Raw genomic sequence first — 22,958 nt, forward strand, 5'->3', positions numbered from 1 at the left:
CGGCCACGCCGCCTCGAGAAATGCCCTGGTTAGGAAAACGAGTTAAAGCATGTCTCCCGAAAGTGGGAACCGGTTTCGGGACAAAGACATGATTGAAATCAAAAACCTAAAGCGCATGGAGCGAATCTGAAAGATCGCGATGCGCTTTAGGCGGTGAGCCTGTCCAGTGCCCAGACCATCAGCGGAGAATCCGGAAAGGTGACGATCCCGCCGAGACCAAGCGCGACGCCATAGGGAATGCCTACGCTCTCGTCGGCGAAATGGCGCAGAAAACGATTGTGGCCTGTGTAGATCGCAAATGGCGATTTCCGGTAGGCCAGAATGGCAATCGTCAGCATGCCGCCGATCAATGTCGAGGTCACCAGATAGCCGACCAGACTGATGTTGAGCCCCATCCATACCGCGGTCGCCGCCAGAAGCTTGGCATCGCCGCCGCCCATACCGCCGAGCGCGAACAGGCCGAACGTCACTGCCAGCACCAGGCCACCGGCCGCGAAATGCCCGCCATAGGTCGCCCAATCCATCCCGGTCAACGGAGCCACCAGGGCGAATGTCGCCAAGAGCAGCACCGGTACGCGGTTGGCGATCGTCATCGACAAGATGTCCGAGATCGCTGCAAACAACATGCAGAAAGGAAAGACGACGAAGATTACGGCTTCAAGCATGAGACAACACAGCGCCGTGGGAAAATTAACATGCCCAGTCCAGGCATATGGCATTAACGGTCGGTGAGTGCCGAGCGATCAAAATCGCGCGGTATAGGTGACCAGATGCTGCAACGAACAAGGGCCGCCTGGAGGCGGCCCTTCTCGTCGAGAACGACTTCGCCGTCACTCGGTTAGTTACTTGTTGGTATTTTCGACCGCACTGGCGATCGCTTTGAACTTGGTGTTCAGGGCGTTGCCGAGCTGGCCGGCGCCGACCATGATGGCGAGCGCGATGAGAGCGGCGATCAGACCGTATTCGATGGCGGTCGCGCCGGATTCGTCCTTCACAAAACGTGCGATAAGGTTAGACATTCGAGAGCTCCTACTCCACGTGTTACAGCACTTCCGTCAACTTCTCTGGCGGTCGATCGGATGCTTGCGAATCTAGGGAGAAGCTCTTTCAATCGGCTTAATAAACACCCTTACCGATTCCTTTCCGGAGGCGAACCCGTTGCATAGTTAACCGTGGACTAAACGTCCGGGATCGGACCGGCAGGCGGGAAAAGGGCGGAGATCCGGTGCACCCGCGATCTTGCTAAAACAGCGCATGCTGCTGATGCATGGTCCTTGAGGCGACCAATCCTTACCGCAGCCATGCGACGTTTAACCGTCGGTTCACCAATTTCGTTCATGTTCCGTTGAACAGCCTGCCGCTTCGGAGCGCCTCAATGTCCTTGTCGAGATCGCCATTTTCAGTTGCCGCGTTGCTGGCAGTTGCGGCTTTCGTCGTGCCGGCCAGCGCCGGTGCCGGCATCGAAGTCACCATGAACCAGGCAAAGATCGTCAAGTTGTCGCGCGCCGCCGATACGATCGTCGTCGGCAATCCGGCAATCGCCGATGCCGCCGTGCAGGATGCCTCGACGGTCGTGCTCACCGGCAAGGGTTTCGGCGTCACCAATCTGGTCGTGCTCGATGAGGATGGCAGTCCGATCATCGATGAGCAGGTGACGGTCGTGCGGCAAGCTGCGTCTTCGGTGCGCATCTACAGGCGCGCCGAAGTCCAGACCATGTCCTGCACGCCCTATTGCGAAAGCTCGTACAAGAGCGAGGCCGAGAGAACTTCAGAAACCGAAATGAACGCCGCCCGCTGAGGTCGACGCAGGCAGGCGCACGCGACATTAATGGCGGGTTAAGGGCCGTACGGCGAATTTAACGCTCATCCAAACCGGACCTCAATGGGTTTTCGCTATGTTGCCGCCGACATTGCGAGGGATCGGCAGGAACGGAATATGAGCAAGGATCCGGCACCGGGGGGTGGCATGGACAGCAAGGGACGGGCAAAGCCCCGCCATGGCTTCTTCAGCGACAGGCGAGGCAGCACGGCATTGGAATTCGCGATGCTGGCCATGCCGTTCGCCCTGCTCGTTTTCGCCATCCTCGAAAGCTGCATCTCGTTCGCCGGCCAGGAGGTGATGGCCAACGTCACCGACGATATCGCCCGTCAGCTGCGGACCGGGCAGCTCAGGAAGGCCAACGTCACCGAAGCCTCGATCAAGACGCTGATCTGCGACAGGATGGCGATCATGGTCACCACGAATTGCCCGGGGTCTGAGCCAAATGCGTCACTGCTGGTGGACCTGCGCGAGTATGCGACCTTCGCCGACGCCGCCGCGGCTGGTTTCAAGATCGTGAACAAGGAGATCGTACTGACGGGCACGACCTCGACGACTTTCACGGTTTCTCCCGGGCTGGCGGAATCGAAGAACATGCTCAGGGTCTTCTACAAATGGCCGGTGATGACCGATTTCCTGGCCAAACAGATGGCCAATCTGAAGGACGGCAAGACGCTGCATTTCGCGTCCGTGACCTGGCAGAACGAGCCATTCGACAACTGAGACCGCTCGACGGCTGAGACTGCGGCGGGTGGAGGTAAAAATGCACCGTGCGGGGGCACACTGGAAAATTTCGGCCATTATGGCGAAGGCGGTGCGGTTTTGCCGCGATCGCCAGGGCGTCGCTGCAATCGAGTTCGCGTTCATCGTGCCGGTGCTGCTCATCATGTACTTCATCACGATGGAAGCCTCGCAGGCGATCGAGACCAGCAAGAAGGTCAGCCGCATCGGCAGCATGGTGGCGGATCTCGTCACGCAGCAGACGACCGTCAAGAAAGCCGACCTCGATGCGATCATGAAGATCGGCACCTCGACGCTGCAGCCCTACAACCGCTCCACCCCGTCGATCATCATCACCGGCATCCAGATCACCGACGAGGCGTCGCCCCAGGTGAAGGTGGCATGGTCGCGCAAGCTCGTGGGCACCACCTATAGCGCCGACGCGCTGAAGGACAGCATCACCACCGTTCCGGCGACGCTGAATATCCGCAACACTTTCCTTGTCCGGGTGGAAAGCGACCTCGGCTATGAGGCGATGATCACCTGGTCGGCCAGCGGTTCGAAGGCGGCTGGATTGACTTCGGTCTTCAACAAGATACCGATGGGCGAAACCTACTATCTGAGGCCCCGGCGCGGTCCCACGGTTCCCTGCAGCGACTGCTGAAAGATTATTCCCGGCCGCCCGCTTCCCGCCGCACGATGGCGAGCGCCGTCGCGTAATCCTTTGCCACGGCGAGTTCGAACCCGCCGGAGTGCTTCGATTCCAGAAGATCGTAGACGTCCGGCGTCATCGACTTGAGATTGGTCAGGAACACGGCCAGCCGGCGCTTCGCCTCGGCGTCGAGATCGCTGAGCACGGCGTGAGGCCCGTATCGCAGCGGAGCCGAGGTCCATAGCACCCGAAGCGACGTCTTCGGGATGCCGGCGGCCTCGAGCCGCATGATCGTGCCGCCCGTATCGGTGGGCCGGCCATCGGCGCCGACAGATTCCCAGCCGAACAGGCCGTCGGCTTGCCCGTCGCCGAGCATCGTCTCGGCCGCGGTGGCCGAAGGCGCGCGCGCCAGGAAAGGTGAATCGTCCGCGATCTTGACGCCTTGGCCAGCCAGCCCGGTCAGCGGCAGCAGCGAACCGCCGACATTGTCGGCAGGCGCGATCGCGATCCGATGCGAAGCCATGGCGGCGAGGTCAGGCACCTTGCCGTCGCGCGTCACCAGCACGGAGCGGATGCCGGCGGCCCCATCGGCATCGACCGGCGCCACCAGCGGTTCGACACAGCCGCAGCGCTCGGAGGCCGCTGCATAAGCGAGCGCCGAATAGATCGCATATTGGACGCGGCCGCTCGCCTGCGCCTCGATCAGCGCCGCATAGTCGCGGGCAACCACGAACTCCACCTTCATGCCGAGCGCGTTCGTGTAGGCATCCGTCAGGCGTGCCAGGCCGGGAACCGTGTTGCCGCCTCCGGGCTCGGCGACGATGCCGATGCGAAACGTGCCGATGTCGTCGCGCCAGTCGGCGCGCGCCGACGAGGCCGCCGAGAGCACCGCAAGGGCCGCCGCGCACGTCCTCAAAGTCAGGCTTGCCGCGGATCTTGTGCCCTTGCCCATCCTTGCCGCACTCCGCCGACACTGCGCCCGATTGCGCGACTATGGCGCCAAGCCGTTGCGGTTTGGTTTCCGATTTGCCAACGCGACCGCGGAACCTTATGTCTGGCTGCCTAAAGCGCGTCGCAATCTTTCAGATTCGCTCCGTGCGCTTCAGGTTTTTGATTTTACGCATGCCTTTGTCCCGAAACTGGTTCTCACTTTCGGGAGACATGCACTGGACTGGCAACGACGGCACCCTATGGCGCGGGCTTTCCTATTCGTTCTCGATTCCTTCGGCATCGGCGGAGCGGCCGATGCCGAACGCTACGGCGATGCCGGCGCCAACACGTTCGGGCATATCGCGCAGGCCTGCGCCGAGGGCCGCGCGGATCGTGAAGGCTTGCGTGAGGGGCCGCTCGCCGTGCCCAACATGGTCTCGCTCGGGCTTGCCCACGCCGCACGGACGGCAGCGGGACTGCCCATAAGTTTCGACGCGCCTCTGCTTGCCTCATCTTTCCATGGCGCGGCCCAGGAAGTCTCGAGCGGCAAGGACACGCCGTCCGGCCACTGGGAGATTGCCGGCCTGCCCGTGCGCTTCGACTGGGGCTACTTTCCCGACACCGTGCCGGCCTTCCCGGCCGAGCTGACCAGCGCGATCGTCCACGAAGGCAAGGTGCCGGGCATCCTCGGCAATTGCCATGCGCCCGGAACCGAGATCATCGAGCGCTTCGGCGAGGAGCACATCCGCACCGGCAAGCCGATCTGCTACACTTCGGTAGACTCCGTGCTGCAGATCGCCGCGCACGAGACGCATTTCGGCCTGGAGCGGCTTTATGAGCTTTGCCTGACGGTGCGCCGGCTGGTCGATCCGCTCAAGATCGGGCGCGTGATCGCGCGACCCTTCGTCGGCGAGACGAGAGCCACCTTCCAGCGCACCCACAACCGCCGCGACTATGCCGTGCCGCCGCCGGAGCCGACCCTGCTCGACCGGCTGACGGAGCGCGGCAGCAAGGTCGTCGCCATCGGCAAGATCGGCGACATCTTCGCCCATCGCGGCATCTCTGAGGTGCGCAAGGCGGGCGGCAACATGGCGATGTTCGACAAGGCGCTCGGCGCCATGGACGACGCCGGCGACGGCGATCTGGTCTTTGCCAATTTCGTCGATTTCGACACCGAGTTCGGCCACCGGCGCGACGTCGCCGGCTATGCCGGAGCGCTCGAGGCCTTCGACCGCCGGCTGCCGGAAGCGCTGTCGCGTATCGGGCAAGGCGACCTGCTCATCCTCACCGCCGACCATGGCAACGATCCGACCTGGCGCGGCACCGACCATACACGCGAACGCATTCCGGTGATCGGCATCGGGCCGGGGCTGAAGGGCGGCGACATCGGGCTCAGGCCGACCTTCGCCGATATCGGCGAAACCGTCGCGGACCATCTCGGCCTGGCGCCCGGCCGCCACGGCAGCTCTTTCCTGGCGACGATAGGCGGCCATGCCCGAACTGCCTGAAGTCGAAACGGTCCGGCGCGGGCTGCAGCCGGTTCTGGAAGGGGCCCGCCTCGTCAACGTCGAGGCGCGCAGGCCCGACCTTCGCTTTCCTTTTCCCGAGCGCTTTTCGGAGCGGCTTGCCGGAAAGACCGTGACGGCGCTTGGCAGGCGCGCCAAATATCTGACGATGCACATCGAAGACGGTCCGGTGCTGATCTGCCATCTCGGCATGTCGGGATCGTTCCGCGTCGAAGCCGCCGGGAGCAGCGACACGCCCGGCGGCTTCCACCATCAGCGCTCGAAAAGCGCGGCGCACGACCATGTCGTGTTCGACATCGCTTCGCCGAAGGGCGAGCGGTCCCGCGTCATCTTCAACGACCCGCGCCGTTTCGGCTTCATGCTGTTTGCCGAAGGGGCGCCGGACACGCATCCGATGCTGGCGGGCCTGGGCATCGAGCCGACCGGCAACGCGCTTGACGGCTCCCTGCTCGCCTCGCTGCTCGCAGGCCGCAGGTCGCCGCTCAAGGCGGCATTGCTCGACCAGCGGCTGATCGCCGGGCTCGGCAACATATATGTGTCGGAGGCGCTGTGGCGCGCCGGCCTGTCGCCGCTGCGCGAAGCCGGCACCATCGCCGGCCCCGGCAAGAAAGCAAAAGAGAAGTGCGAACGCCTGGCCGAGGCCATCCGCTCGGTCATCGCCGACGCGATCGCCGCCGGCGGATCCTCGCTGCGCGACTATGTCCAGGCAGACGGGTCGCTCGGCTATTTCCAGCATTCCTTCGCGGTCTATGACCGCGAAGGAATGCCATGTCCGAAACCTGGCTGCAGCGGCCATATCGAGCGCATCGTGCAGAGCGGCCGCTCGACCTTCTATTGCCGGACCTGTCAGCGGTGAGCTAGACCGGTCTCCTCAATCGAAGGAGACGATGCCATGGCCTATGAAACCATTCTCGTGGAGACACGCGGCAAGGTCGGGCTGATCACGCTGAACCGGCCGAAGGCGCTCAACGCGCTCAATTCGCAGGTGCTGGCAGAGATCGTGGCCGCGGTGAACGCGTTCGGCGCCGATGCCGGCATCGGCGCATTGGTCCTCACAGGCTCGGAAAAGGCCTTCGCGGCCGGTGCCGACATCAAGGAAATGCAGGCGATCTCCTTCGTCGACGCCTACACCCAGGATTTCTTCGTCGGCTGGGAGGAGCTTACGCGTGCGCGCAAGCCGATCATCGCGGCGGTTGCAGGCTATGCGCTCGGCGGCGGCTGCGAGCTGGCGATGATGTGCGACTTCATCATCGCCGCCGACAATGCAAAATTCGGCCAGCCCGAAATCACGCTCGGCGTCATGCCGGGCATGGGCGGATCGCAGCGGCTGACCCGCTTCGTCGGCAAATCGAAGGCGATGGACATGTGCCTGACCGGGCGCATGATGGACGCCGCCGAAGCCGAGCGCTGCGGGCTGGTGTCGCGGGTGGTGCCGGCAGGCGAGCTCACCGAGGAAGCGCTGAAGGCGGCGGGCAAGATCGCCGAGTTTTCACTGCCGTCGGTAATGATGACCAAGGAAGCCGTCAACCGGGCCTATGAGACGACGCTTGCCGAAGGGCTGCGCTTCGAGCGTCGCCTCTTCCATTCGCTGTTTGCGCTCGACGACCAGAAGGAAGGCATGGCCGCCTTCGTCGAGAAGCGGAAGCCGAATTTCACCAACAGCTAATGCGTGTCCCTCCGGAAGCGCGTGGCAGTTTGGAAAACGGCACGCATAAGGCAAAGACTTGCGGTGCGTCGAGCGTTTCAGCGCGGCGCGTTACAAGGCGCCAAAAAGACCGCGAAGCGGCGTTGACGCGCCGGAAAAGCTGAACTATAAGCCGCACCAACCGAGGCGGCCCCGTGGCTGCCCGTTTGTTTTTTGCGCCCTGCGGCATCCCGCTGGCGCTCACCAGATCAGAAGAGAGGCATCCATGGCCAATACGTCCTCGGCCAAAAAGGCAACGCGCAAGATCGCCCGCCGCGCGGCGATCAACAAGAACCGCCGGTCGCGCGTCCGCACCTATGTCCGCCAGGTCGAAGAGGCGCTTGCCGCCGGCGACAAGGCCGCGGCGCTCGAAGCCTTCAAGGTCGCCGAGCCGGAATTGATGCGCGCCGCAACCAAGGGTGTCATCCACAAGAACACGGCTTCCCGCAAGGTTTCGCGGCTGGCCCAGAGGGTCAAGGTGCTGTCGGCCTGACCGACTTCCGCTTAGAACCGTTATCCTTGAACCCGGCCGCATAGGCCGGGTTTTTTCGTTTGCCGGCAAGTACTTAAAAAGAACGCGTGCATAACGAAGCTCGGCCCGAATTTCAAAGTTGCGAATGTTTTGCCGGCATATACATAATCGCTGATGTTGAGGCCCGTCGAATGCGGGCATGGCCATAAATTAGCCTGTCAAAAATTCCGCTTATTTTTCAGAAACTTACGGATGGTCATCCACAGCTTGTTCAACGCGCGGAGGAGCGGCGGGGGACAAGTAGCTGTCAAGAGAATTATTTCAGAAAATTTCGTATCGGCCGGCCTTTTTCATATTCGCCGGAAAAGGGTTTGAATCACAATGGCTTTGTCAAAACACGCCCCAGTGGCACCCGCTTCGAACACGTCTCCGGTAACCAGATTCGTTAAAAATCGGTTAGACGTGGCCTTGCCCTATCCACAGCGATTTCGGTAATGTCCATTCATCGAAGGGACGGGCTTTAGCCCCTGACCCAGCCTGAATCGGCCAGCACAAAATGGCGGAATTCATGACGTGGAGCAATTCCGCGTGCGGCTTGGTCTGTCTCTTCGGTGGGTAGGGGACTGGCGTAATTGTACATGGCAGTCGACGTTTGGCCGGCGTTTTCGCCGGACGGTGTTGTATTGCCCTGGCATGATCAAGCCGGCTTGCAAAAGCCGGCATCGGTCCCTTGCGCAACGTTGCGACCATATCGCCGGCGGCGGCGATGACAGCGCAGCGAAAAACGTCGCCGGGTCCAGGGTGCAGGAGGCGCACTCCCGGCGGGAAAAGGGTACGAGAAGACAAGGAACTTGATCATGCAGAGCGGCATCGAACGGGAGATAGCGGGCGAACTCCCATTCCCTACAACTTTCGTCGGAGGGGACGGAATGACGGCATCCAGCGACGCTGAACAGAAGTTCGAGCGGGTCAAGACCCAGCTTAAGGCGCGTCTGGGAGCCGAGGTCTATTCGAGCTGGTTTGGCCGCATGAAGGTTGCCGAGGCCTCGCGCGGCATTGTCCGCATCTCCGTGCCCACGGCCTTCCTGCGGTCGTGGATCAACGGCCACTATCTCGACCTTATCGCGGAACTGTGGAGACATGAGGATCCCGACATTCTCAAGATCGAGATCATCGTGCGGACCGCCACGCGGCAGGGCCGCAACAATGTCGAGCCTGAGATCGCACCTGCGCGCAAGATGACCAAGCAGGCGCAGACCGCGCTCGCCGCCGGCACCGCGAGCGCCGGCCGGGTGGAGCGGACGCCGGCGCCCCGCCAGGGCATGCCGGCGGAGACCGAGTTCCGCCACAATGTGCTGGGGTCACCGCTCGACCCGCGCTACACTTTCACCTCTTTCATCGAAGGGCCCTCGAACCGGGTGGCCTTCGCGGCGGCCAAGGCGGTGGCGGAATCGCAGTCGAGCGCGGTGCGCTTCAACCCGCTTTTCCTTCACGCGACCGTTGGCCTCGGCAAGACGCACCTTTTACAGGCGATCGCGGCGGAATCGCTGAGGCACAACCCGAAGTCGCGGGTGGTCTATCTCACGGCGGAATATTTCATGTGGCGCTTCGCCACCGCGATCCGCGACAACAATGCGCTCACCCTCAAGGAGCAACTGCGCGACATCGATCTCCTGATCATCGACGACATGCAGTTCCTGCAGGGCAAGTCGATCCAGCATGAGTTCTGCCATCTCATCAACATGCTGCTCGACAGCGCCAAGCAGGTGGTGGTCGCCGCCGACCGGCCGCCGTCGGAACTGGAATCGCTGGAACCGCGCGTGCGTTCGCGCCTCAATGGCGGCGTGGCGCTCGAAATGTCGGCGCCGGACTTCGCCATGCGGCTCGGCATGCTGAAGCTGCGCCTTGCCACCGCCAAGATCGACGATTCCTCGCTCGACATTTCGGACGAGATCCTCGATCACGTCGCCCGCACGGTGACGGGCAGCGGGCGCGAGCTCGAAGGCGCCTTCAACCAGCTTCTGTTTCGCCAGTCCTTCGAACCGCAGATCACCATCGACCGCATCGACGAGATCCTCGGCCACATCTACCGCTCGGGCGAGCCGAAGCGGGTGCGCATCGAGGACATCCAGCGCATCGTGGCGCGCCACTACAACGTGTCGAAGACGGAGCTGCTGTCCAACCGGCGCACGCGCACCATCGTCAAGCCGCGCCAGGTGGCGATGTATCTGTCGAAGGTGATGACGCCGCGCTCGCTGCCCGAGATCGGACGGCGCTTCGGCGGCCGCGACCACACGACGGTTCTGCATGCCGTGCGCAAGATCGAGGATCTTTCCGGTGCCGACAACACGCTGGCACAGGAACTCGAACTGCTCAGAAGGCTGATCAACGAGCAGGCCTGAGCGCTTCGCAGGCTTTATCCCCAGAAAGCCCGCGCAACCGGCCGGAACCGGTGTCGCGGGCTTGCGCTTGCAGGTTTTTTACTGTCAGCTTACACAGATTCTGAGCTTTTCGGAGCTTTCGCGGGATGCCGCTCCCCGGTGACCCGCCATTCATTGAAGCGAGCCTGTTTCGTCATGCGTGTTATCCTGGAACGGTCCAATCTCCTGAAGTCCCTCAACCACGTTCATCGCGTGGTGGAGCGGCGCAACACCATTCCGATCCTGTCGAATGTGCTGCTCAGCGCCGAAGGCGCGAGCCTCGAAATGAAAGCGACCGACCTCGACCTCGAAGTGACGGAAGCCACGCCCGCCAAGGTCGAGCGCGGCGGCGCGACGACGGTCCCGGCGCACCTGCTCTACGACATCGTGCGCAAGCTCGCCGACGGCGCCGAAGTGATGCTGAAGACCGACGAGGACGGCAACGCGATGACCGTCACGTCGGGCCGCTCCAGCTTCCGCCTGCAGTGCCTGCCGCAGTCCGATTTCCCGGAGCTCTCGGCCGGCTCCTTCTCGCACATCTTCCGGCTCGACTCGGTGGCGCTCAAGGGCCTGATCGAAAAAACGCAGTTCGCCATTTCGACCGAAGAGACGCGCTACTATCTCAACGGCATCTTCCTGCACACGCATGAGGCCGGCGGCAAGCTGAAGCTGCGCTCGGTCGCAACCGACGGCCACCGCCTGGCGCGCGCCGAGATCGACGCGCCGGCAGGCTCCGAAGGCATGCCCGGCATCATCATCCCGCGCAAGACGGTGAGCGAGCTGCAGAAGCTGGTCGACGATCCGGATGTGGCGGTGACGACGGAGTTGTCGGACACTAAGATCCGCTTCACCATCGGCAGCGTCATCCTGACCTCGAAGCTGATCGACGGCACCTTCCCGGACTATCAGCGCGTCATTCCGACCGGCAACGACAAGAAGCTGATCATCGACCGCCAGAGCTTCGCCGCCGCCGTCGACCGCGTCTCGACCATTTCGTCCGAGCGCGGCCGGGCGGTGAAACTGTCGATTCACGAAGGCCAGCTGACGCTTGCCGTCAACAATCCGGATTCGGGCAGCGCCACCGAGGAACTGGCGGCCGACTATACGTCGGACCCGATCGAGATCGGCTTCAACGCCAAATATCTGCTCGATGTCGCAGCCCAGCTCACCGGCTCGGAGGCGAAGTTCATGCTGGCCGACGCCGGCTCGCCGACGCTGATTCACGACATGGCCGACGAGACCGCGCTCTACGTGCTGATGCCGATGCGGGTCTAGCCGCATCCGGTTTCGCGCCGGCTGGCGATGGAGCGATGATTACGGCGGCTTGCACGGACGGATAGCGGTTGCCGGAACAGACCCATATAAGTAAGCTTACGCTTACCAATTTTCGCAACTATGCTGGACTTTCGCTCGAGCTCGGCCCTGGCGCCGTTGTGCTGTCCGGCGACAATGGTGCCGGCAAGACCAATCTGCTCGAAGCCATCTCGCTGCTGACACCCGGACGCGGGCTCCGTCGCGCCCCCTATGCGGACGTGGCGCGCGAGGGCGGTGACGGCGGCTTTGCCTTGCATGCCCGCATCGAGGGACCGGAAGGCCAGGTCGAAATCGGCACCGGCATTGCCGGCGGCGACGGTGCCGGAGAAGGCGGCAGACGCGTTCGCATCAACGGCGCGCCGGCGAAGTCGGCGGAGGACATGCTAGAATGGCTGCGGGTCGTCTGGCTGACGCCGGCGATGGACGGGCTGTTTCCGGGGCCGGCCGCCGACCGCCGCCGCTTCCTCGATCGGCTCGTGCTGGCAATCGACCCCAGCCACGGCCAGCGGGCGCTGGACTATGAAAAGGCGATGCGCGGTCGTAACCGTTTGCTTACGGAAGGTTCCCGCGACAGCGACTGGTTCGACGCGATCGAGACGCAGATGGCCGAAACCGGCGTGGCGATCGCGGCGGCGCGGGCGGAACTGGTGCGGCTGCTTGCCGCCATGATCGACAAGCTGCCTGGCAGCGGCCCGTTTCCGCAGGCCGACATCAGCCTCTCCGGCGAGTTGGAGAGCGAGATCGCCGTCGCGCCGGCGGTCGATGTCGAGGAGTGGTTCCGCGCTGCCCTCGCCAACGGCCGCGAGCGCGACCGCGCCGCCGGCCGCACGCTCGACGGTCCGCATCGCTCGGATCTCGTGGTCCGGCACAGGCCGAAGTCGATGCCGGCCGAACTGTGCTCGACCGGCGAGCAGAAGGCGCTGCTGGTCGGCATCGTATTGTCGCATGCGAGGCTGACCGGCGAGATGTCGGGCCTGACGCCGATCCTGCTGCTCGACGAGATCGCCGCGCATCTCGACAGCGGCCGGCGGGCGGCACTGTTTTCCATCCTTGAGGAGCTGAACTGCCAGGCCTTCATGACCGGCACCGACGCGGCGCTGTTTTCAAGCCTTGCCGGACGGGCGCAGTTCCTGACGGTCGATCACGGCAGCGTCGGGCCGACCGGCTAACCTCTTGAAAAAACCAACGGGCGTCACCGCCTGCCCTTCGGGACAAGGCTTCGCCTTGCCCGTGCCTGCCATGCGGGACAAGGCTTCGCCTTGCCCGTACTTGCGCTGCGGGACAAGGCTTCGCCTTGCCCGTACTTGCGCTGCGGGACAAGGCTTCGCCTTGCCCGTACATGACAAGGTTTTCCGCCCGCTATAAGGTCCAGCTATGACCAATGCCGCCCTGACCGACGAAGAACTCGAACGCTATGCCCGCCACATCGTGCTGCCGGAAATCGGCGGCCCCGGCCAGCAGAAGCTGAAGCAGGCGCGGGCGCTGGTGATCGGCGCCGGGGGGCTGGGCGCACCGGTGCTCGAATATCTTGCCGCGGCAGGCGTCGGCACGCTCGGCATCGTCGACGACGATGATGTCTCGCTGTCCAACCTGCAGCGGCAGGTGATCCATGGCAGCGACACAATCGGCATGGCAAAGACCGACAGCGCTTCGGCGGCAATCATGCGCATCAACCCCAATGTCAGGATGGAACTGCATCGCCTCAGGCTCACGGCTGAAAACGCCCCCGCCCTTGTCGCCCGCTACGACGTCGTCGTCGACGGCTCCGACAATTTCGAGACACGCTATGCGCTGGCCGATGCGTGCGCCCTGGAAAAGAAGCCTCTGGTCACCGCCGCCGTCGGCCGTTTCGACGGCTCGGTGACGGTGCTGAAGCCGTACGAAACGGGTGCCGACGGCAAGCGCAATCCAAGCTACCGCGACCTGTTCCCGGAAGCGCCACCCGAAGGGCTGGTGCCATCCTGCGCCGTCGCCGGCATCGTCGGCGCGCTGACGGGCGTCATCGGCACGCTCGAAGCGATGGAGGCGATCAAGCTGATTGCCGGGATCGGCGAGCCGCTGGTCGGCCGGCTGTTGCTTTACGACGGGCTCACCGCCCGTTTCGACACCGTCCGCTACAAGGCGGTCTGAGCGCATGGACCAGCCGGCCGCTCTCCTTGTCAGCGAGCTTCCGCCGGACTTCGCGCGGTGGGACGAATTGCTGGCGCTGATTCTGCGCGCCTTCGCCTATATGGACGGCGTCATCGACCCGCCATCCTCGGCGCGTCTGCTGACGCCGGAAAACCTTATGAGCAAGGCAGGGCAGGAAACGGCGTTCCTGGCGGTGGAGAACGGCCAGGTCGTCGGCTGCATCTTCGCGCTCGAGAGGGCGAAGGATTTCTATGTCGGCAAGCTTGCCGTCGAGCCCGGCCTTCAGGGGCGGGGCATCGGCGGGCGGCTGATGCAGGCCGTGGAGGATTTTGCCCGGCGGCGCGGCAAGCATGCGATCGAGCTGCAGACGCGGATCGAGCTCGCCGCAAATCACGCGGCCTTTGCTCGTCTTGGCTTTCGCGAGATCGCGCGCACGGCGCATGAGGGCTACGACCGGCCAACCTCGATCACCATGCGAAAGGCGTTGTCTTGAGCCTCGCGCTCAGCCCCGAACAACAGGCAATCGCCGCCGGCAAGGACGGCGCTGGGATGGCGATGCGCATCGTCGCTGAGAGCGCGCGGCTTCTCGGAGCGCCGCGGCTGATCCCAATCGCTTCGGCGCATATCGACGGCGCGCTCTACCATGGCGATTCCGGCACGTTGTTCGCCGAGCGGTTGGTCGAGGACGGCGCCAGGGTGGCGGTGCGCTCGACGCTCAATGTCGGAGCGCTCGACTTGATGGGCTGCTCGCGCATTCGGCTGCAAGAGCCGCAGCGCGGCATGGCGCGGCGGATGATGGAGGCCTATCGCAGGCTCGGCTGCGAGCAGAGTTGGACCTGCGCGCCCTATCAGGCCGGGCACAGGCCCGCGCAGGGCAGCGATGTCGCCTGGGGCGAGTCCAATGCAGTGGTGTTCTGCAATTCGGTGCTGGGCGCCCGCACCAACCGCTACGGCGACTTCCTCGACATTGCCTGCGCCATAACCGGCCAGGCGCCCGACTATGGCCTGCATCGCCCGGAGAACCGCAGAGCGCGGCTGATGTTCGACGTCTCTGACCTTCCTCTTTCCTTCCTCGCTACCGAGATCGCCTGGCCGGTGCTGGGCAGCCTCTACGGCCGCGAGGTCGGCAATGCGGTCGGCGTCGTCTCGGGCATCGCCAATCACCCCGGCGAGGATGCGCTGAAGGCTTTCGGCGCAGCGGCTGCGTCGTCCGGCGCGGTCGGGCTCTTCCATATTGCCGGCGTGACGCCCGAGGCTCCCGACGCCGAAACCATTCTGGCCGGGCCGGAACCGGAGGCGGTGATCCACGTCACGCCGCAGATGGTGGCGAAAGCTCGCGCCGGCTTGTCGACCGCCGCAGCGACCAAGGCGATCGATGCGGTGGCGATCGGCAGTCCGCATCTGTCAGACGCCGAGTTTAGCATGCTGGAGCGGCTGATCGCCGGAAGACGGCTTGCCGTGCCGATCTATGCCTGCACCGGCCGCCACGTGCTGGCCTCGCTCGAGCAGGACGGTAGACGAAAGGCGCTCGAAACAAGCGGGGTCGTCATCGTCGCCGACACCTGCGTGGTGGTGACGCCGATCATGCCGGATCTCGACGGCGGCGTGCTGATGACCAATTCGGGCAAGTTCGCGCATTACGCGCCGGGCAACACCGGTTACGCGGTGCTCTATGCCTCGCTCGCCGATTGCGTCGAAAGCGCCGTCGTCGGCAAACCGCGCTTCACGGATATCGCCGCATGAGCGCCGCCGAGATCCTTGTGCCGGGCAAGGCCGGCGAAGGGGAGGCTTTGGTGCTGACGGCGCCTATCAGTTTCTGGGGCGGCGTCGACCCGAAGACCGGGCGCATCGCCGATGTTCGCCACCCGCAGCATGGCGAGGTGATTTCCGGCCGCGTGCTGTTCCTGCCGGGCACTATCGGCTCATCGTCGGCTTCGGCGGTGCTGATGGAGCTGGTCCACAACGGCCGCGCGCCGGCGGCCCTGGTGCTGCACGAGCCGGACGCCATCCTGCTGCTCGGACTGATCGTCGCCCGGGAAATGGGCTGGGAAACGCCGATGGCGGTGAGGCTCGAGCGTGGCCTGTTCGAGACCTATCGCGGAAGCGGCGTCAAAGTCGACGGCGACGGCGTCGTCACCGTCGCCTGAACACCCGAGGTATTTTCAAGTCCTGAGCGGCAGCACGCGGTCCGGCGGGCGGTGGCCGTCGAAGAAGGCGCGGATGTTGATGATCACCTTCTCGCCCATGTCGATGCGGCCTTCGAGCGTGGCCGAGCCCATATGCGGCAAAAGAACGACCTTGCCCCTGGCGGCGAGCTTCAAAAGCTTGCTGTTCAGCGCCGGCTCGTGCTCGTAGACGTCGAGGCCGGCGCCGGCGATCTTGCCGTCGTGGATGAGCTTGACCAGCGATTCCTCGTCGATGATGTCGCCGCGCGCGGTGTTGACGATGTAGGCCGAAGGCTGCATCAGCGCCAGCCGCCGGGCGGACAAGAGATGGAAGGTCGCCGGCGTCGACGGGCAGTTGACCGAGATGATGTCCATGCGGGCCAGCATCTGGTCGAGGCTCTCCCAGTAGGTCGCTTCCAGCTCGTCCTCGACCGCCGGCAGCACACGATGGCGATTGTGGTAGTGGATCGACAGGCCGAACGCCTTGGCACGTCTCGCAACCGCCGTGCCGATGCGACCCATGCCGACGATGCCGAGGCGTTTGCCCCAGATGCGGCGACCGAGCATCCAGGTCGGCGACCAGCCGGCCCATTTCTTCTCGCCGGTAAGCACGTTGGCGCCTTCGGCGAGCCGCCGCGGCACGGCGAGCATCAGCGCCATGGTCATGTCGGCGGTGTCTTCGGTCAGCACATTCGGCGTGTTGGTGACGGTGATGCCTTTCTTGGCCGCCGCGGCGACATCGATCTTGTCGACGCCGTTGCCGAAATTGGCGATCAGCTTCAGGTTCTCGCCGGCCTGGGCGATCAGCGCGGCATCGATGTGGTCGGTGATGGTCGGCACCAGCACGTCGGCTTCCTTGACGGCCGCGACCAGTTCCGGCTGGGTCATCGGCCGGTCCTCAACATTGAGGCGCGCGTCGAACAGCTCGCGCATGCGGGTTTCGACCGGATCGGGCAGCTTGCGCGTGATGACGACGAGGGGCCGTTTTTTGCCTGCCATTTTATCCCCGAAGCTTCCTCGAAACCGATCTCGTTGAGACCTCTTTAACCAAGACCGGCGAAACTTGTAGCCGATCGCGGTACCAGCCCACTCCTGTAACAAGCGGTGCCGCCGAAGACAAAGAAAAAGGGGCGCTCATCCCGACGGACCGGCGCCGAAAGGAACGAAAGTGTCTGGTTTCGCGTCGCTTCGCCTGGCTTTCAGCGCAGCCGTTCTCGGCGCTATGCTTTGCGCGCCGCAGGCATCCGCGCAAAGTGCCGCCGCCCCTGCGCAAACGGTGACTCTGGGGCCGAGCGGCCTGCCGCTGCCGCGCTTCGTCAGCCTTAAGCCGGCGCGCGTCAACTCGCGCGTCGGCCCGGGCGCCAACTATTCCGTCAACTGGATGTACATGAAGGCCGGGTTGCCTATGGAAGTCATCCAGGAATTCGACACCTGGCGCCGCGTGCGCGATGCCGACGGCTCCGAGGGCTGGATCAACCAGTCGCTGCTCTCGGGCCGCCGCACGGCGATCGTCGCGCCCTGGCAGCGCGGCAAGGGCGGGCGAATCAATCTGCTCGACGATCCCAACAAGGACGCCAACGTCGTCGCCATCATCGAGCCGGGGGTGATAGGCTCGATCAAGAAATGCGACGGTCAATGGTGCGAAATGACCTTCGACGGCCACACCGGCTGGATGGCCCAGTCGCAGGTCTGGGGCGCCTATCCGGGCGAAAAGGTCAAGAACTGATCCTGCCCCGATCGCGTCCGATGCGACCGAGATGCGTATCCTGGAAACCGGTGGATAGTTTCAGGCCATAGCCCAGGGCGCGGTCGATGGCGATGTGCGCGATCCAGATCAGCGCCACGGCAGTGGTGATCGGACCGGCAAGCAGGACGCCGGCGAGCGCAAGGACAAGCGGGGCAATCAGGATGTGCAAGGCATTGTAGGCGAAGGCGCCGACACGCGGCCCAGCCAGGTATCCGAGCATCGACAGGTCAGGCGCCAGGATGAGCAGCGCAAACAACCACCACGACACGCCGGTCATTTTATAGAAGACGATGGCCACCACGGCGACGGCGGCCCATTCCAGCCGGACCATCAGATCGACGGGCCGCATCGCCAACGATCAATCGCGGCGCTTCGGGCGCAGCCTCACCACGATGTCGACATTGGCGATCTCCATGCCTTCCGGAGGGTCCGGCAGGTTGGACACGCTCACCGGGCCGCTGGCGATATCGAAGATCCGGTTCTCGCCCTCGACATAGAAATGATGGTGATCGGAGGTGTTGGTGTCGAAATAGGTCTTGGATCCTTCGACCGCGAGGATGCGCAACAGGCCGGCCTGGGTGAACTGGTGCAGCGCGTTGTAGACGGTCGCCAGCGAAACCGGCACGCCGGCGGCAACCGCCTCTTCATGCAGTTCCTCGGCCGAGAGGTGACGGTCGCCCTTGGCGAAAAGCAGATCGGCCAGCGCGATGCGCTGGCGCGTCGGCCTCAGGCCGGCTTCGCGAACCCGCTTGTCCACAGCGACATTTTCCTTCCGGCAACCCGAATCCATCTATCCCGTCAAAGCTCGTGGCCCAGCCCCATAGACAGGCCCAGAATGGCAAAAAGACGTCATCGCCAAAAACTGGACATCACTCGACATATATTCTGTCGCCCAAATGCGATCAATAGCGCGCATTGACCCAGGCAGGCGCACGGGTTAAGCGCAAACGCCGGTTTCCGGCCGCAAACAGAGTGTGTTAGGAAACCAACGACATGGGCGCCCTGCCGCCCGGAACGAAAACGGGGACGGAGTTAATGGCGGGTCAAAAGTCCAGCTACGATTACGAGGAACTGCTTGCCTGCGCCCGCGGCGAGTTGTTCGGACCGGGAAACGCCCAGCTGCCCTACCCGCCGATGCTGATGTTCGACCGCATCACCGAGATCAGCGAGACCGGCGGCGCCTTCGACAAGGGTTTCATCCGCGCCGAATTCGACATCAAGCCGGATCTTTGGTTCTTCGCCTGCCATTTCATCGGCAATCCGATCATGCCGGGCTGCCTCGGCCTCGACGCCATGTGGCAATTGACCGGCTTCTATCTCGGCTGGCTCGGCGAGCCCGGCAAGGGCATGGCGCTGTCGACCGGCGAGGTGAAGTTCAAGGGCATGGTGACGCCGTCGGTCAAGAAGGTCGAATACGGCGTCGACTTCAAGCGCGTGATGCGCGGACGCCTCGTGCTCGGCATCGCCGATGGCTGGCTCAAGGCGGATGGCGAACCCATATATGCGGCAACGGATCTGAAGGTCGGCCTGTCCAAGCAGTCGGCCGCCTGATCGCCACCGCCACGGGGCCTCGCGTGTCCGACGGATGCGCAAGGACGCCGCGACAGTTTATTTTGCGTATGATCGAAGGCGAAAACCGACTAGGTTTTTCGCCAAAGTACGCCGGAAGGAGTTGCGAATGAGACGTGTCGTAGTGACAGGCCTCGGCATTGTGTCGTCGATCGGCAACAACGCCAACGAGGTGCAGTCCTCGCTTTACGATGCCAAGTCCGGCATCAGCTTTTCCAATTCTTTTGCCGAGCACGGCTTCCGCTGCCAGGTGTGGGGGCGCCGACGCTCGACCCGTCGGCGATGATCGACCGCCGCGCCATGCGCTTCCTGAGCCAAGGTGCCGCCTGGAACCACGTCGCCATGGACCAGGCGATCGCGGACGCCGGGTTAGGCGAAAGCGACATCACCAACGAACGGACCGGCATCGTCATGGGCTCCGGCGGGCCGTCGACCAGGACCATCGTCGAAGCCGCCGAAACCACGCTCAAGAACGGCAGCCCGAAGCGCATCGGCCCGTTCGCGGTGCCGAAGGCGATGTCTTCGACCGCTTCGGCCACTTTAGCCACCTGGTTCAAGATCCACGGCGTCAACTACTCGATCTCGTCGGCCTGCTCGACCTCAGCGCATTGCATCGGCAATGCCTACGAGCTGATCCAGTGGGGCAAGCAGGACATGATGTTCGCCGGCGGCCACGAGGATCTCGACTGGACGATGTCGGACCTGTTCGACGCCATGGGCGCCATGTCGTCGAAATTCAATGACAAGGCATCGACCGCTTCGCGCGCGTATGACGTCAACCGCGACGGCTTCGTCATCGCCGGCGGCGCGGGCGTGCTGGTGCTGGAAGAGCTGGAGCACGCCAAGGCGCGCGGCGCCAAGATCTATGCCGAGGTCGTCGGCTATGGCGCCACCTCCGACGGCTACGACATGGTTGCCCCTTCGGGAGAAGGCGCGGTGCGCTGCATGCGGCAGGCGCTTGCCACGGTTTCGACGCCGGTCGACTACATCAACACGCACGGCACCTCGACGCCGGTCGGCGATTCCAAGGAGATGGGCGCCATCCGCGAGGTGTTCGGCGACAAGATGCCGTACATCACCTCGACCAAGTCGCTGACCGGCCATTCGCTCGGTGCCGCCGGGGTCCAGGAATCGATCTACTCGATCCTGATGATGCAGGGCGGCTTCGTCGGCGAGAGCGCCCATATCGAGGAGCTCGATCCGGAATTCGAGGGCATGCCGATCGTGCGCAAGCGCATCGACAACGCCAAGATCGACACCGTCTTGTCCAATTCCTTCGGTTTCGGTGGCACCAACGCAACGCTGATTTTCCAGCGCTATTCCGCATAAGGATTGCCTTTTATGGAAGGGTTGATGAAGGGCAAGCGCGGGCTTGTCATGGGGGTCGCCAACGATCATTCGATCGCCTGGGGCATCGCCAAGAAATTGTCCGAACACGGTGCGGAACTTGCCTTCACCTACCAGGGCGATGCGTTCGGGCGGCGCGTCAAGCCGCTTGCCGAAAAGCTCGGCGCCTCGCTGGTCGTGCCTTGCGACGTCGAGGACAGCGCCTCGGTCACCGCCACTTTCGAGACGCTCGGCAAGGCCTGGGACGGGCTGGATTTCGTCGTCCATGCGATCGGCTTTTCCGACAAGAACGAGCTCAAGGGCCTTTACGCCGACACCAGCCGCGACAACTTCGTCCGCACCATGGTGATCTCCTGCTATTCCTTCACCGAGGTCGCCCGCAACGCCGCCGCGCTGATGACCAGGGGCGGCTCGATGATCACGCTGACCTATGCCGGATCGGTGCGGGTCATGCCCAACTACAACGTCATGGGCGTCGCCAAGGCCGGCCTCGAGGCAAGCGTGCGCTATCTCGCCAATGACTACGGCCCGCGCGGCATCCGGGTGAACGGCATCTCGGCGGGACCGGTGCGGACGCTCGCCGGATCCGGCGTGTCCGACGCGCGCCACATGTTCTCCTATCAGCAGCGCAATTCGCCGCTGCGACGCACGGTGACCATCGACGAGGTCGGCGGCTCGGCGCTCTACTTGCTGTCCGACCTGTCTTCCGGGGTCACCGGCGAAATCCACTATGTCGATTCCGGCTATCACATCGTCTCCATGCCGGCGCTCGAGGAACTGAAGCAGAACGGCGGCGACCGCGAATAATTCGCTAACGCAAAAAGTACTTTCCAGTAAAATTGGAGGCATCGGCGGAAACTCATTTTAAGGAGGTATCCGCTAGAAGGTCCTGTAGTTCAGGGACTTTGCATGCCACCAGTCAGCAACCCGAAGCGAACACCGCTGTTCCGGCTGATCACCATCGCCAGCTCGGGCATGTGCAGTTTTATCCTCGGGCTCTGGGGGCTGCGGTTCGGTTTCGGCGACGGCCTGGCCGGCATGCCGGCGGAGACGATGGCGGGCATCATCGCCGCGCTCTGCGCCCTTTCCGCCGGTGGCGCCGCATTGTCCTTCTTCGCAGGCGTCGATGAATCGGCCGAATATGTCTTCAAGGAAACGCATTTCGACAAGATGACGGGCCTGCTGACGCGCCAGGCTATCGTCGGAAAGGTGGCTGCGGCGGCAGCGGAAACGATAGAGACCGGCGAACCGGTCTATTTGATCGATATCGACATCGACCGCTTCAAGCAGATCAACGACGCCATCGGCTACAGCCACGGCGACGAGCTGATCCGCGCCTTCACCGGCAGGCTGAAGCAGAACATGCCTAAGGACGCGGTGATCGGTCGCATCGGCGCGGGCGAATTCGCCGTGCTCTTGCCGGACCGCGAGATCCGGGGATCGCTCGAACGGTTCCTCGAAAAGCTCATCAACGACATGATGGAGCCCTACCAACTCCAGACGCACCTGCAGTCCGTCAGCATGTCCGTCGGCATCGTGGCGATGCCGAAGGACGGAAACGATCCGGTGCTCGTCCTTCGCCGCTCGAATCTGGCACTGCAGAATGCGCGCGCAAGCGGCATCGGCAACTGGTCGGTCTTCCATGCCGATATGGGGCGGGTGGCGGACTACCGGCAATGGATCGAATCCGAGCTGAAAACCGCTTTCGACCGCGGCGACTTCAGCCTCCACTACCAGCCGCAATTCGACATGCCGACCGGCCGCGTGGTCGGTTACGAGGCGCTGATCCGCTGGAAGCACCCAGAACGCGGCATGATCCCGCCGATGGAGTTCATTCCGATCGCCGAGGAGACCGGCATGATCAACCCGATCGGCGAATGGGTGCTGCGCAAGGCCTGCAGCGACGCCCAGTATCTGCCGCAGGATTGCTTCGTCGCCGTCAACATCTCGCCGGTCCAGTTCATGACCAAGGACTTCGTCGGCATCGTGCGCGAGACCATGGCATCGACCGGCATAAAGCCGTCGCGGCTGGAGCTCGAAGTCACCGAAACGGCGATGATGCAGGACCGCGACCGCGCGGCCGTCATCCTGCGGCAGCTCGCCGATATGGGCATCTCAGTGGCCGTCGACGATTTCGGCACCGGCTACTCCAATCTCAGCTACCTGATCGACTTCTCGTTCGGCAAGCTGAAGATCGACCGCTCCTTCGTCAGCCGCATCGACACCGACTCCAGCTCGGGCGCCGTGGTCTCGACCATCGTCGGGCTGTCGCGGGCGCTGGGCGTCGGCATCATCGCCGAAGGCGTCGAAACCGAGAACCAGGCAACGCTGCTGAGAGCCGCCGGCTGCGAGGTGGTGCAGGGCTATCTGTTCGGCCGTCCTGCGCCCCTCAAAGTCGAGTTCGGCCAGGCGCGACCCGCACATACTACGCGCGAGCCAGCACGCCTCGTCAGCCTGCAGTAA

Annotated in this window: 24 protein-coding genes and 1 pseudogene; 19 read left to right on the top strand and 6 right to left on the bottom strand. The window is 63.7% G+C overall.

Annotated features, from left to right (window positions below; translation table 11 throughout):
- Positions 1 to 146 precede the first annotated feature (146 nt).
- Together EJ071_RS00410 and EJ071_RS00415 are read right to left on the bottom strand one after the other, a co-directional pair.
- Positions 147 to 665, bottom strand: a complete 519-nt coding sequence (locus tag EJ071_RS00410) for a prepilin peptidase (protein WP_126096304.1) — start codon at positions 663 to 665, stop codon at positions 147 to 149.
- 177 nt (positions 666 to 842) lie between these two features.
- The gene (locus EJ071_RS00415) at positions 843 to 1,019 is read right to left on the bottom strand and encodes a Flp family type IVb pilin (protein WP_126096305.1); all 177 of its coding nucleotides are present in this window, start codon (positions 1,017 to 1,019) and stop codon (positions 843 to 845) included.
- Positions 1,020 to 1,375: 356 nt separating this feature from the next.
- Between EJ071_RS00415 and EJ071_RS00420 the strand changes: the two genes are divergently transcribed.
- From EJ071_RS00420 to EJ071_RS00430, 3 genes are all read left to right on the top strand, one after another.
- On the top strand, positions 1,376 to 1,798 hold the full coding sequence (locus EJ071_RS00420; RefSeq protein ID WP_126096306.1) for a pilus assembly protein N-terminal domain-containing protein: 423 nt from the start codon (positions 1,376 to 1,378) through the stop codon (positions 1,796 to 1,798).
- Between the two features lie 168 nt (positions 1,799 to 1,966).
- The gene (locus tag EJ071_RS00425; RefSeq protein WP_245460395.1) at positions 1,967 to 2,542 is read left to right on the top strand and encodes a TadE/TadG family type IV pilus assembly protein; all 576 of its coding nucleotides are present in this window, start codon (positions 1,967 to 1,969) and stop codon (positions 2,540 to 2,542) included.
- A 40-nt stretch (positions 2,543 to 2,582) separates the two neighbouring features.
- Positions 2,583 to 3,203, top strand: a complete 621-nt coding sequence (locus EJ071_RS00430) for a TadE/TadG family type IV pilus assembly protein (protein WP_126096308.1) — start codon at positions 2,583 to 2,585, stop codon at positions 3,201 to 3,203.
- Between the two features lie 4 nt (positions 3,204 to 3,207).
- Here EJ071_RS00430 and EJ071_RS00435 read toward each other — a convergent pair whose 3' ends face one another.
- Complete coding sequence (locus tag EJ071_RS00435; RefSeq protein ID WP_126096309.1) at positions 3,208 to 4,143, bottom strand: PhnD/SsuA/transferrin family substrate-binding protein; 936 nt, start codon at positions 4,141 to 4,143, stop codon at positions 3,208 to 3,210.
- A gap of 238 nt (positions 4,144 to 4,381) precedes the next feature.
- On the opposite strand from EJ071_RS00435, the gene EJ071_RS00440 reads away from it, so the two are divergent.
- The 11 genes from EJ071_RS00440 to EJ071_RS00490 all read left to right on the top strand — a co-directional run bounded on the left by EJ071_RS00440 (position 4,382) and on the right by EJ071_RS00490 (position 15,814).
- Positions 4,382 to 5,629 (top strand): phosphopentomutase, encoded by a 1,248-nt coding sequence (locus EJ071_RS00440; RefSeq protein WP_126096310.1) that lies wholly within the window; start codon positions 4,382 to 4,384, stop codon positions 5,627 to 5,629.
- On the top strand, positions 5,613 to 6,503 hold the full coding sequence (mutM, locus tag EJ071_RS00445; protein ID WP_126096311.1) for a bifunctional DNA-formamidopyrimidine glycosylase/DNA-(apurinic or apyrimidinic site) lyase: 891 nt from the start codon (positions 5,613 to 5,615) through the stop codon (positions 6,501 to 6,503). The genes EJ071_RS00440 and mutM overlap by 17 nt, the downstream gene beginning before the upstream one ends.
- Positions 6,504 to 6,539: 36 nt before the next feature.
- Positions 6,540 to 7,313, top strand: coding sequence for an enoyl-CoA hydratase (locus tag EJ071_RS00450; protein ID WP_126096312.1), 774 nt, complete (start codon positions 6,540 to 6,542; stop codon positions 7,311 to 7,313).
- Between the two features lie 244 nt (positions 7,314 to 7,557).
- A complete protein-coding gene (rpsT, locus tag EJ071_RS00455) occupies positions 7,558 to 7,824 on the top strand; it encodes a 30S ribosomal protein S20 (protein WP_059185001.1) in 267 nt (88 codons plus the stop codon).
- A gap of 908 nt (positions 7,825 to 8,732) precedes the next feature.
- Positions 8,733 to 10,205 carry a chromosomal replication initiator protein DnaA gene (gene dnaA / locus EJ071_RS00460; RefSeq protein ID WP_245460144.1) on the top strand — a complete coding sequence of 491 codons (1,473 nt, stop codon included), beginning with the start codon at positions 8,733 to 8,735 and terminating at the stop codon, positions 10,203 to 10,205.
- Positions 10,206 to 10,379: 174 nt separating this feature from the next.
- A complete protein-coding gene (dnaN, locus tag EJ071_RS00465) occupies positions 10,380 to 11,498 on the top strand; it encodes a DNA polymerase III subunit beta (protein ID WP_126096314.1) in 1,119 nt (372 codons plus the stop codon).
- A gap of 68 nt (positions 11,499 to 11,566) precedes the next feature.
- Positions 11,567 to 12,706 carry a DNA replication/repair protein RecF gene (gene recF, locus EJ071_RS00470; RefSeq protein ID WP_126096315.1) on the top strand — a complete coding sequence of 380 codons (1,140 nt, stop codon included), beginning with the start codon at positions 11,567 to 11,569 and terminating at the stop codon, positions 12,704 to 12,706.
- Between the two features lie 205 nt (positions 12,707 to 12,911).
- The gene (locus EJ071_RS00475) at positions 12,912 to 13,667 is read left to right on the top strand and encodes a molybdopterin-synthase adenylyltransferase MoeB (protein ID WP_126096316.1); all 756 of its coding nucleotides are present in this window, start codon (positions 12,912 to 12,914) and stop codon (positions 13,665 to 13,667) included.
- A 4-nt stretch (positions 13,668 to 13,671) separates the two neighbouring features.
- On the top strand, positions 13,672 to 14,160 hold the full coding sequence (locus EJ071_RS00480) for a GNAT family N-acetyltransferase (RefSeq protein WP_126096317.1): 489 nt from the start codon (positions 13,672 to 13,674) through the stop codon (positions 14,158 to 14,160).
- Entirely contained in the window at positions 14,157 to 15,410 is a 1,254-nt protein-coding gene (locus EJ071_RS00485; RefSeq protein ID WP_126096318.1) for an aconitase X catalytic domain-containing protein, read from the top strand. The genes EJ071_RS00480 and EJ071_RS00485 overlap by 4 nt, the downstream gene beginning before the upstream one ends.
- The gene (locus EJ071_RS00490) at positions 15,407 to 15,814 is read left to right on the top strand and encodes a DUF126 domain-containing protein (protein WP_126096319.1); all 408 of its coding nucleotides are present in this window, start codon (positions 15,407 to 15,409) and stop codon (positions 15,812 to 15,814) included. The genes EJ071_RS00485 and EJ071_RS00490 overlap by 4 nt, the downstream gene beginning before the upstream one ends.
- Positions 15,815 to 15,829: 15 nt before the next feature.
- Here EJ071_RS00490 and EJ071_RS00495 read toward each other — a convergent pair whose 3' ends face one another.
- Entirely contained in the window at positions 15,830 to 16,831 is a 1,002-nt protein-coding gene (locus EJ071_RS00495; protein WP_126096320.1) for a D-glycerate dehydrogenase, read from the bottom strand.
- 169 nt (positions 16,832 to 17,000) lie between these two features.
- On the opposite strand from EJ071_RS00495, the gene EJ071_RS00500 reads away from it, so the two are divergent.
- Positions 17,001 to 17,558: an SH3 domain-containing protein gene (locus EJ071_RS00500; RefSeq protein WP_126096321.1), complete on the top strand. Its 558-nt coding sequence runs from the start codon at positions 17,001 to 17,003 to the stop codon at positions 17,556 to 17,558.
- Here the strand turns inward: EJ071_RS00500 and EJ071_RS00505 are convergent.
- Together EJ071_RS00505 and irrA are read right to left on the bottom strand one after the other, a co-directional pair.
- Complete coding sequence (locus EJ071_RS00505) at positions 17,548 to 17,928, bottom strand: DUF4260 domain-containing protein (protein ID WP_126096322.1); 381 nt, start codon at positions 17,926 to 17,928, stop codon at positions 17,548 to 17,550. The two genes, EJ071_RS00500 and EJ071_RS00505, sit on opposite strands and share 11 nt — an antisense overlap.
- A gap of 9 nt (positions 17,929 to 17,937) precedes the next feature.
- Positions 17,938 to 18,369, bottom strand: a complete 432-nt coding sequence (gene irrA / locus EJ071_RS00510) for an iron response transcriptional regulator IrrA (RefSeq protein ID WP_126096323.1) — start codon at positions 18,367 to 18,369, stop codon at positions 17,938 to 17,940.
- Between the two features lie 245 nt (positions 18,370 to 18,614).
- Between irrA and fabA the strand changes: the two genes are divergently transcribed.
- From fabA to EJ071_RS00530, 4 genes and pseudogenes are all read left to right on the top strand, one after another.
- Positions 18,615 to 19,130, top strand: a complete 516-nt coding sequence (fabA, locus tag EJ071_RS00515) for a 3-hydroxyacyl-[acyl-carrier-protein] dehydratase FabA (RefSeq protein WP_027165888.1) — start codon at positions 18,615 to 18,617, stop codon at positions 19,128 to 19,130.
- 127 nt (positions 19,131 to 19,257) lie between these two features.
- A pseudogene (gene fabB, locus EJ071_RS00520) lies at positions 19,258 to 20,477 on the top strand (beta-ketoacyl-ACP synthase I).
- Between the two features lie 12 nt (positions 20,478 to 20,489).
- On the top strand, positions 20,490 to 21,302 hold the full coding sequence (fabI, locus tag EJ071_RS00525) for an enoyl-ACP reductase FabI (protein WP_126096324.1): 813 nt from the start codon (positions 20,490 to 20,492) through the stop codon (positions 21,300 to 21,302).
- 102 nt (positions 21,303 to 21,404) lie between these two features.
- Complete coding sequence (locus tag EJ071_RS00530; protein ID WP_126096325.1) at positions 21,405 to 22,958, top strand: bifunctional diguanylate cyclase/phosphodiesterase; 1,554 nt, start codon at positions 21,405 to 21,407, stop codon at positions 22,956 to 22,958.

This window comes from Mesorhizobium sp. M1B.F.Ca.ET.045.04.1.1 (genome assembly GCF_003952465.1).
Taxonomy (GTDB): Bacteria; Pseudomonadota; Alphaproteobacteria; order Rhizobiales; family Rhizobiaceae; genus Mesorhizobium; species Mesorhizobium shonense.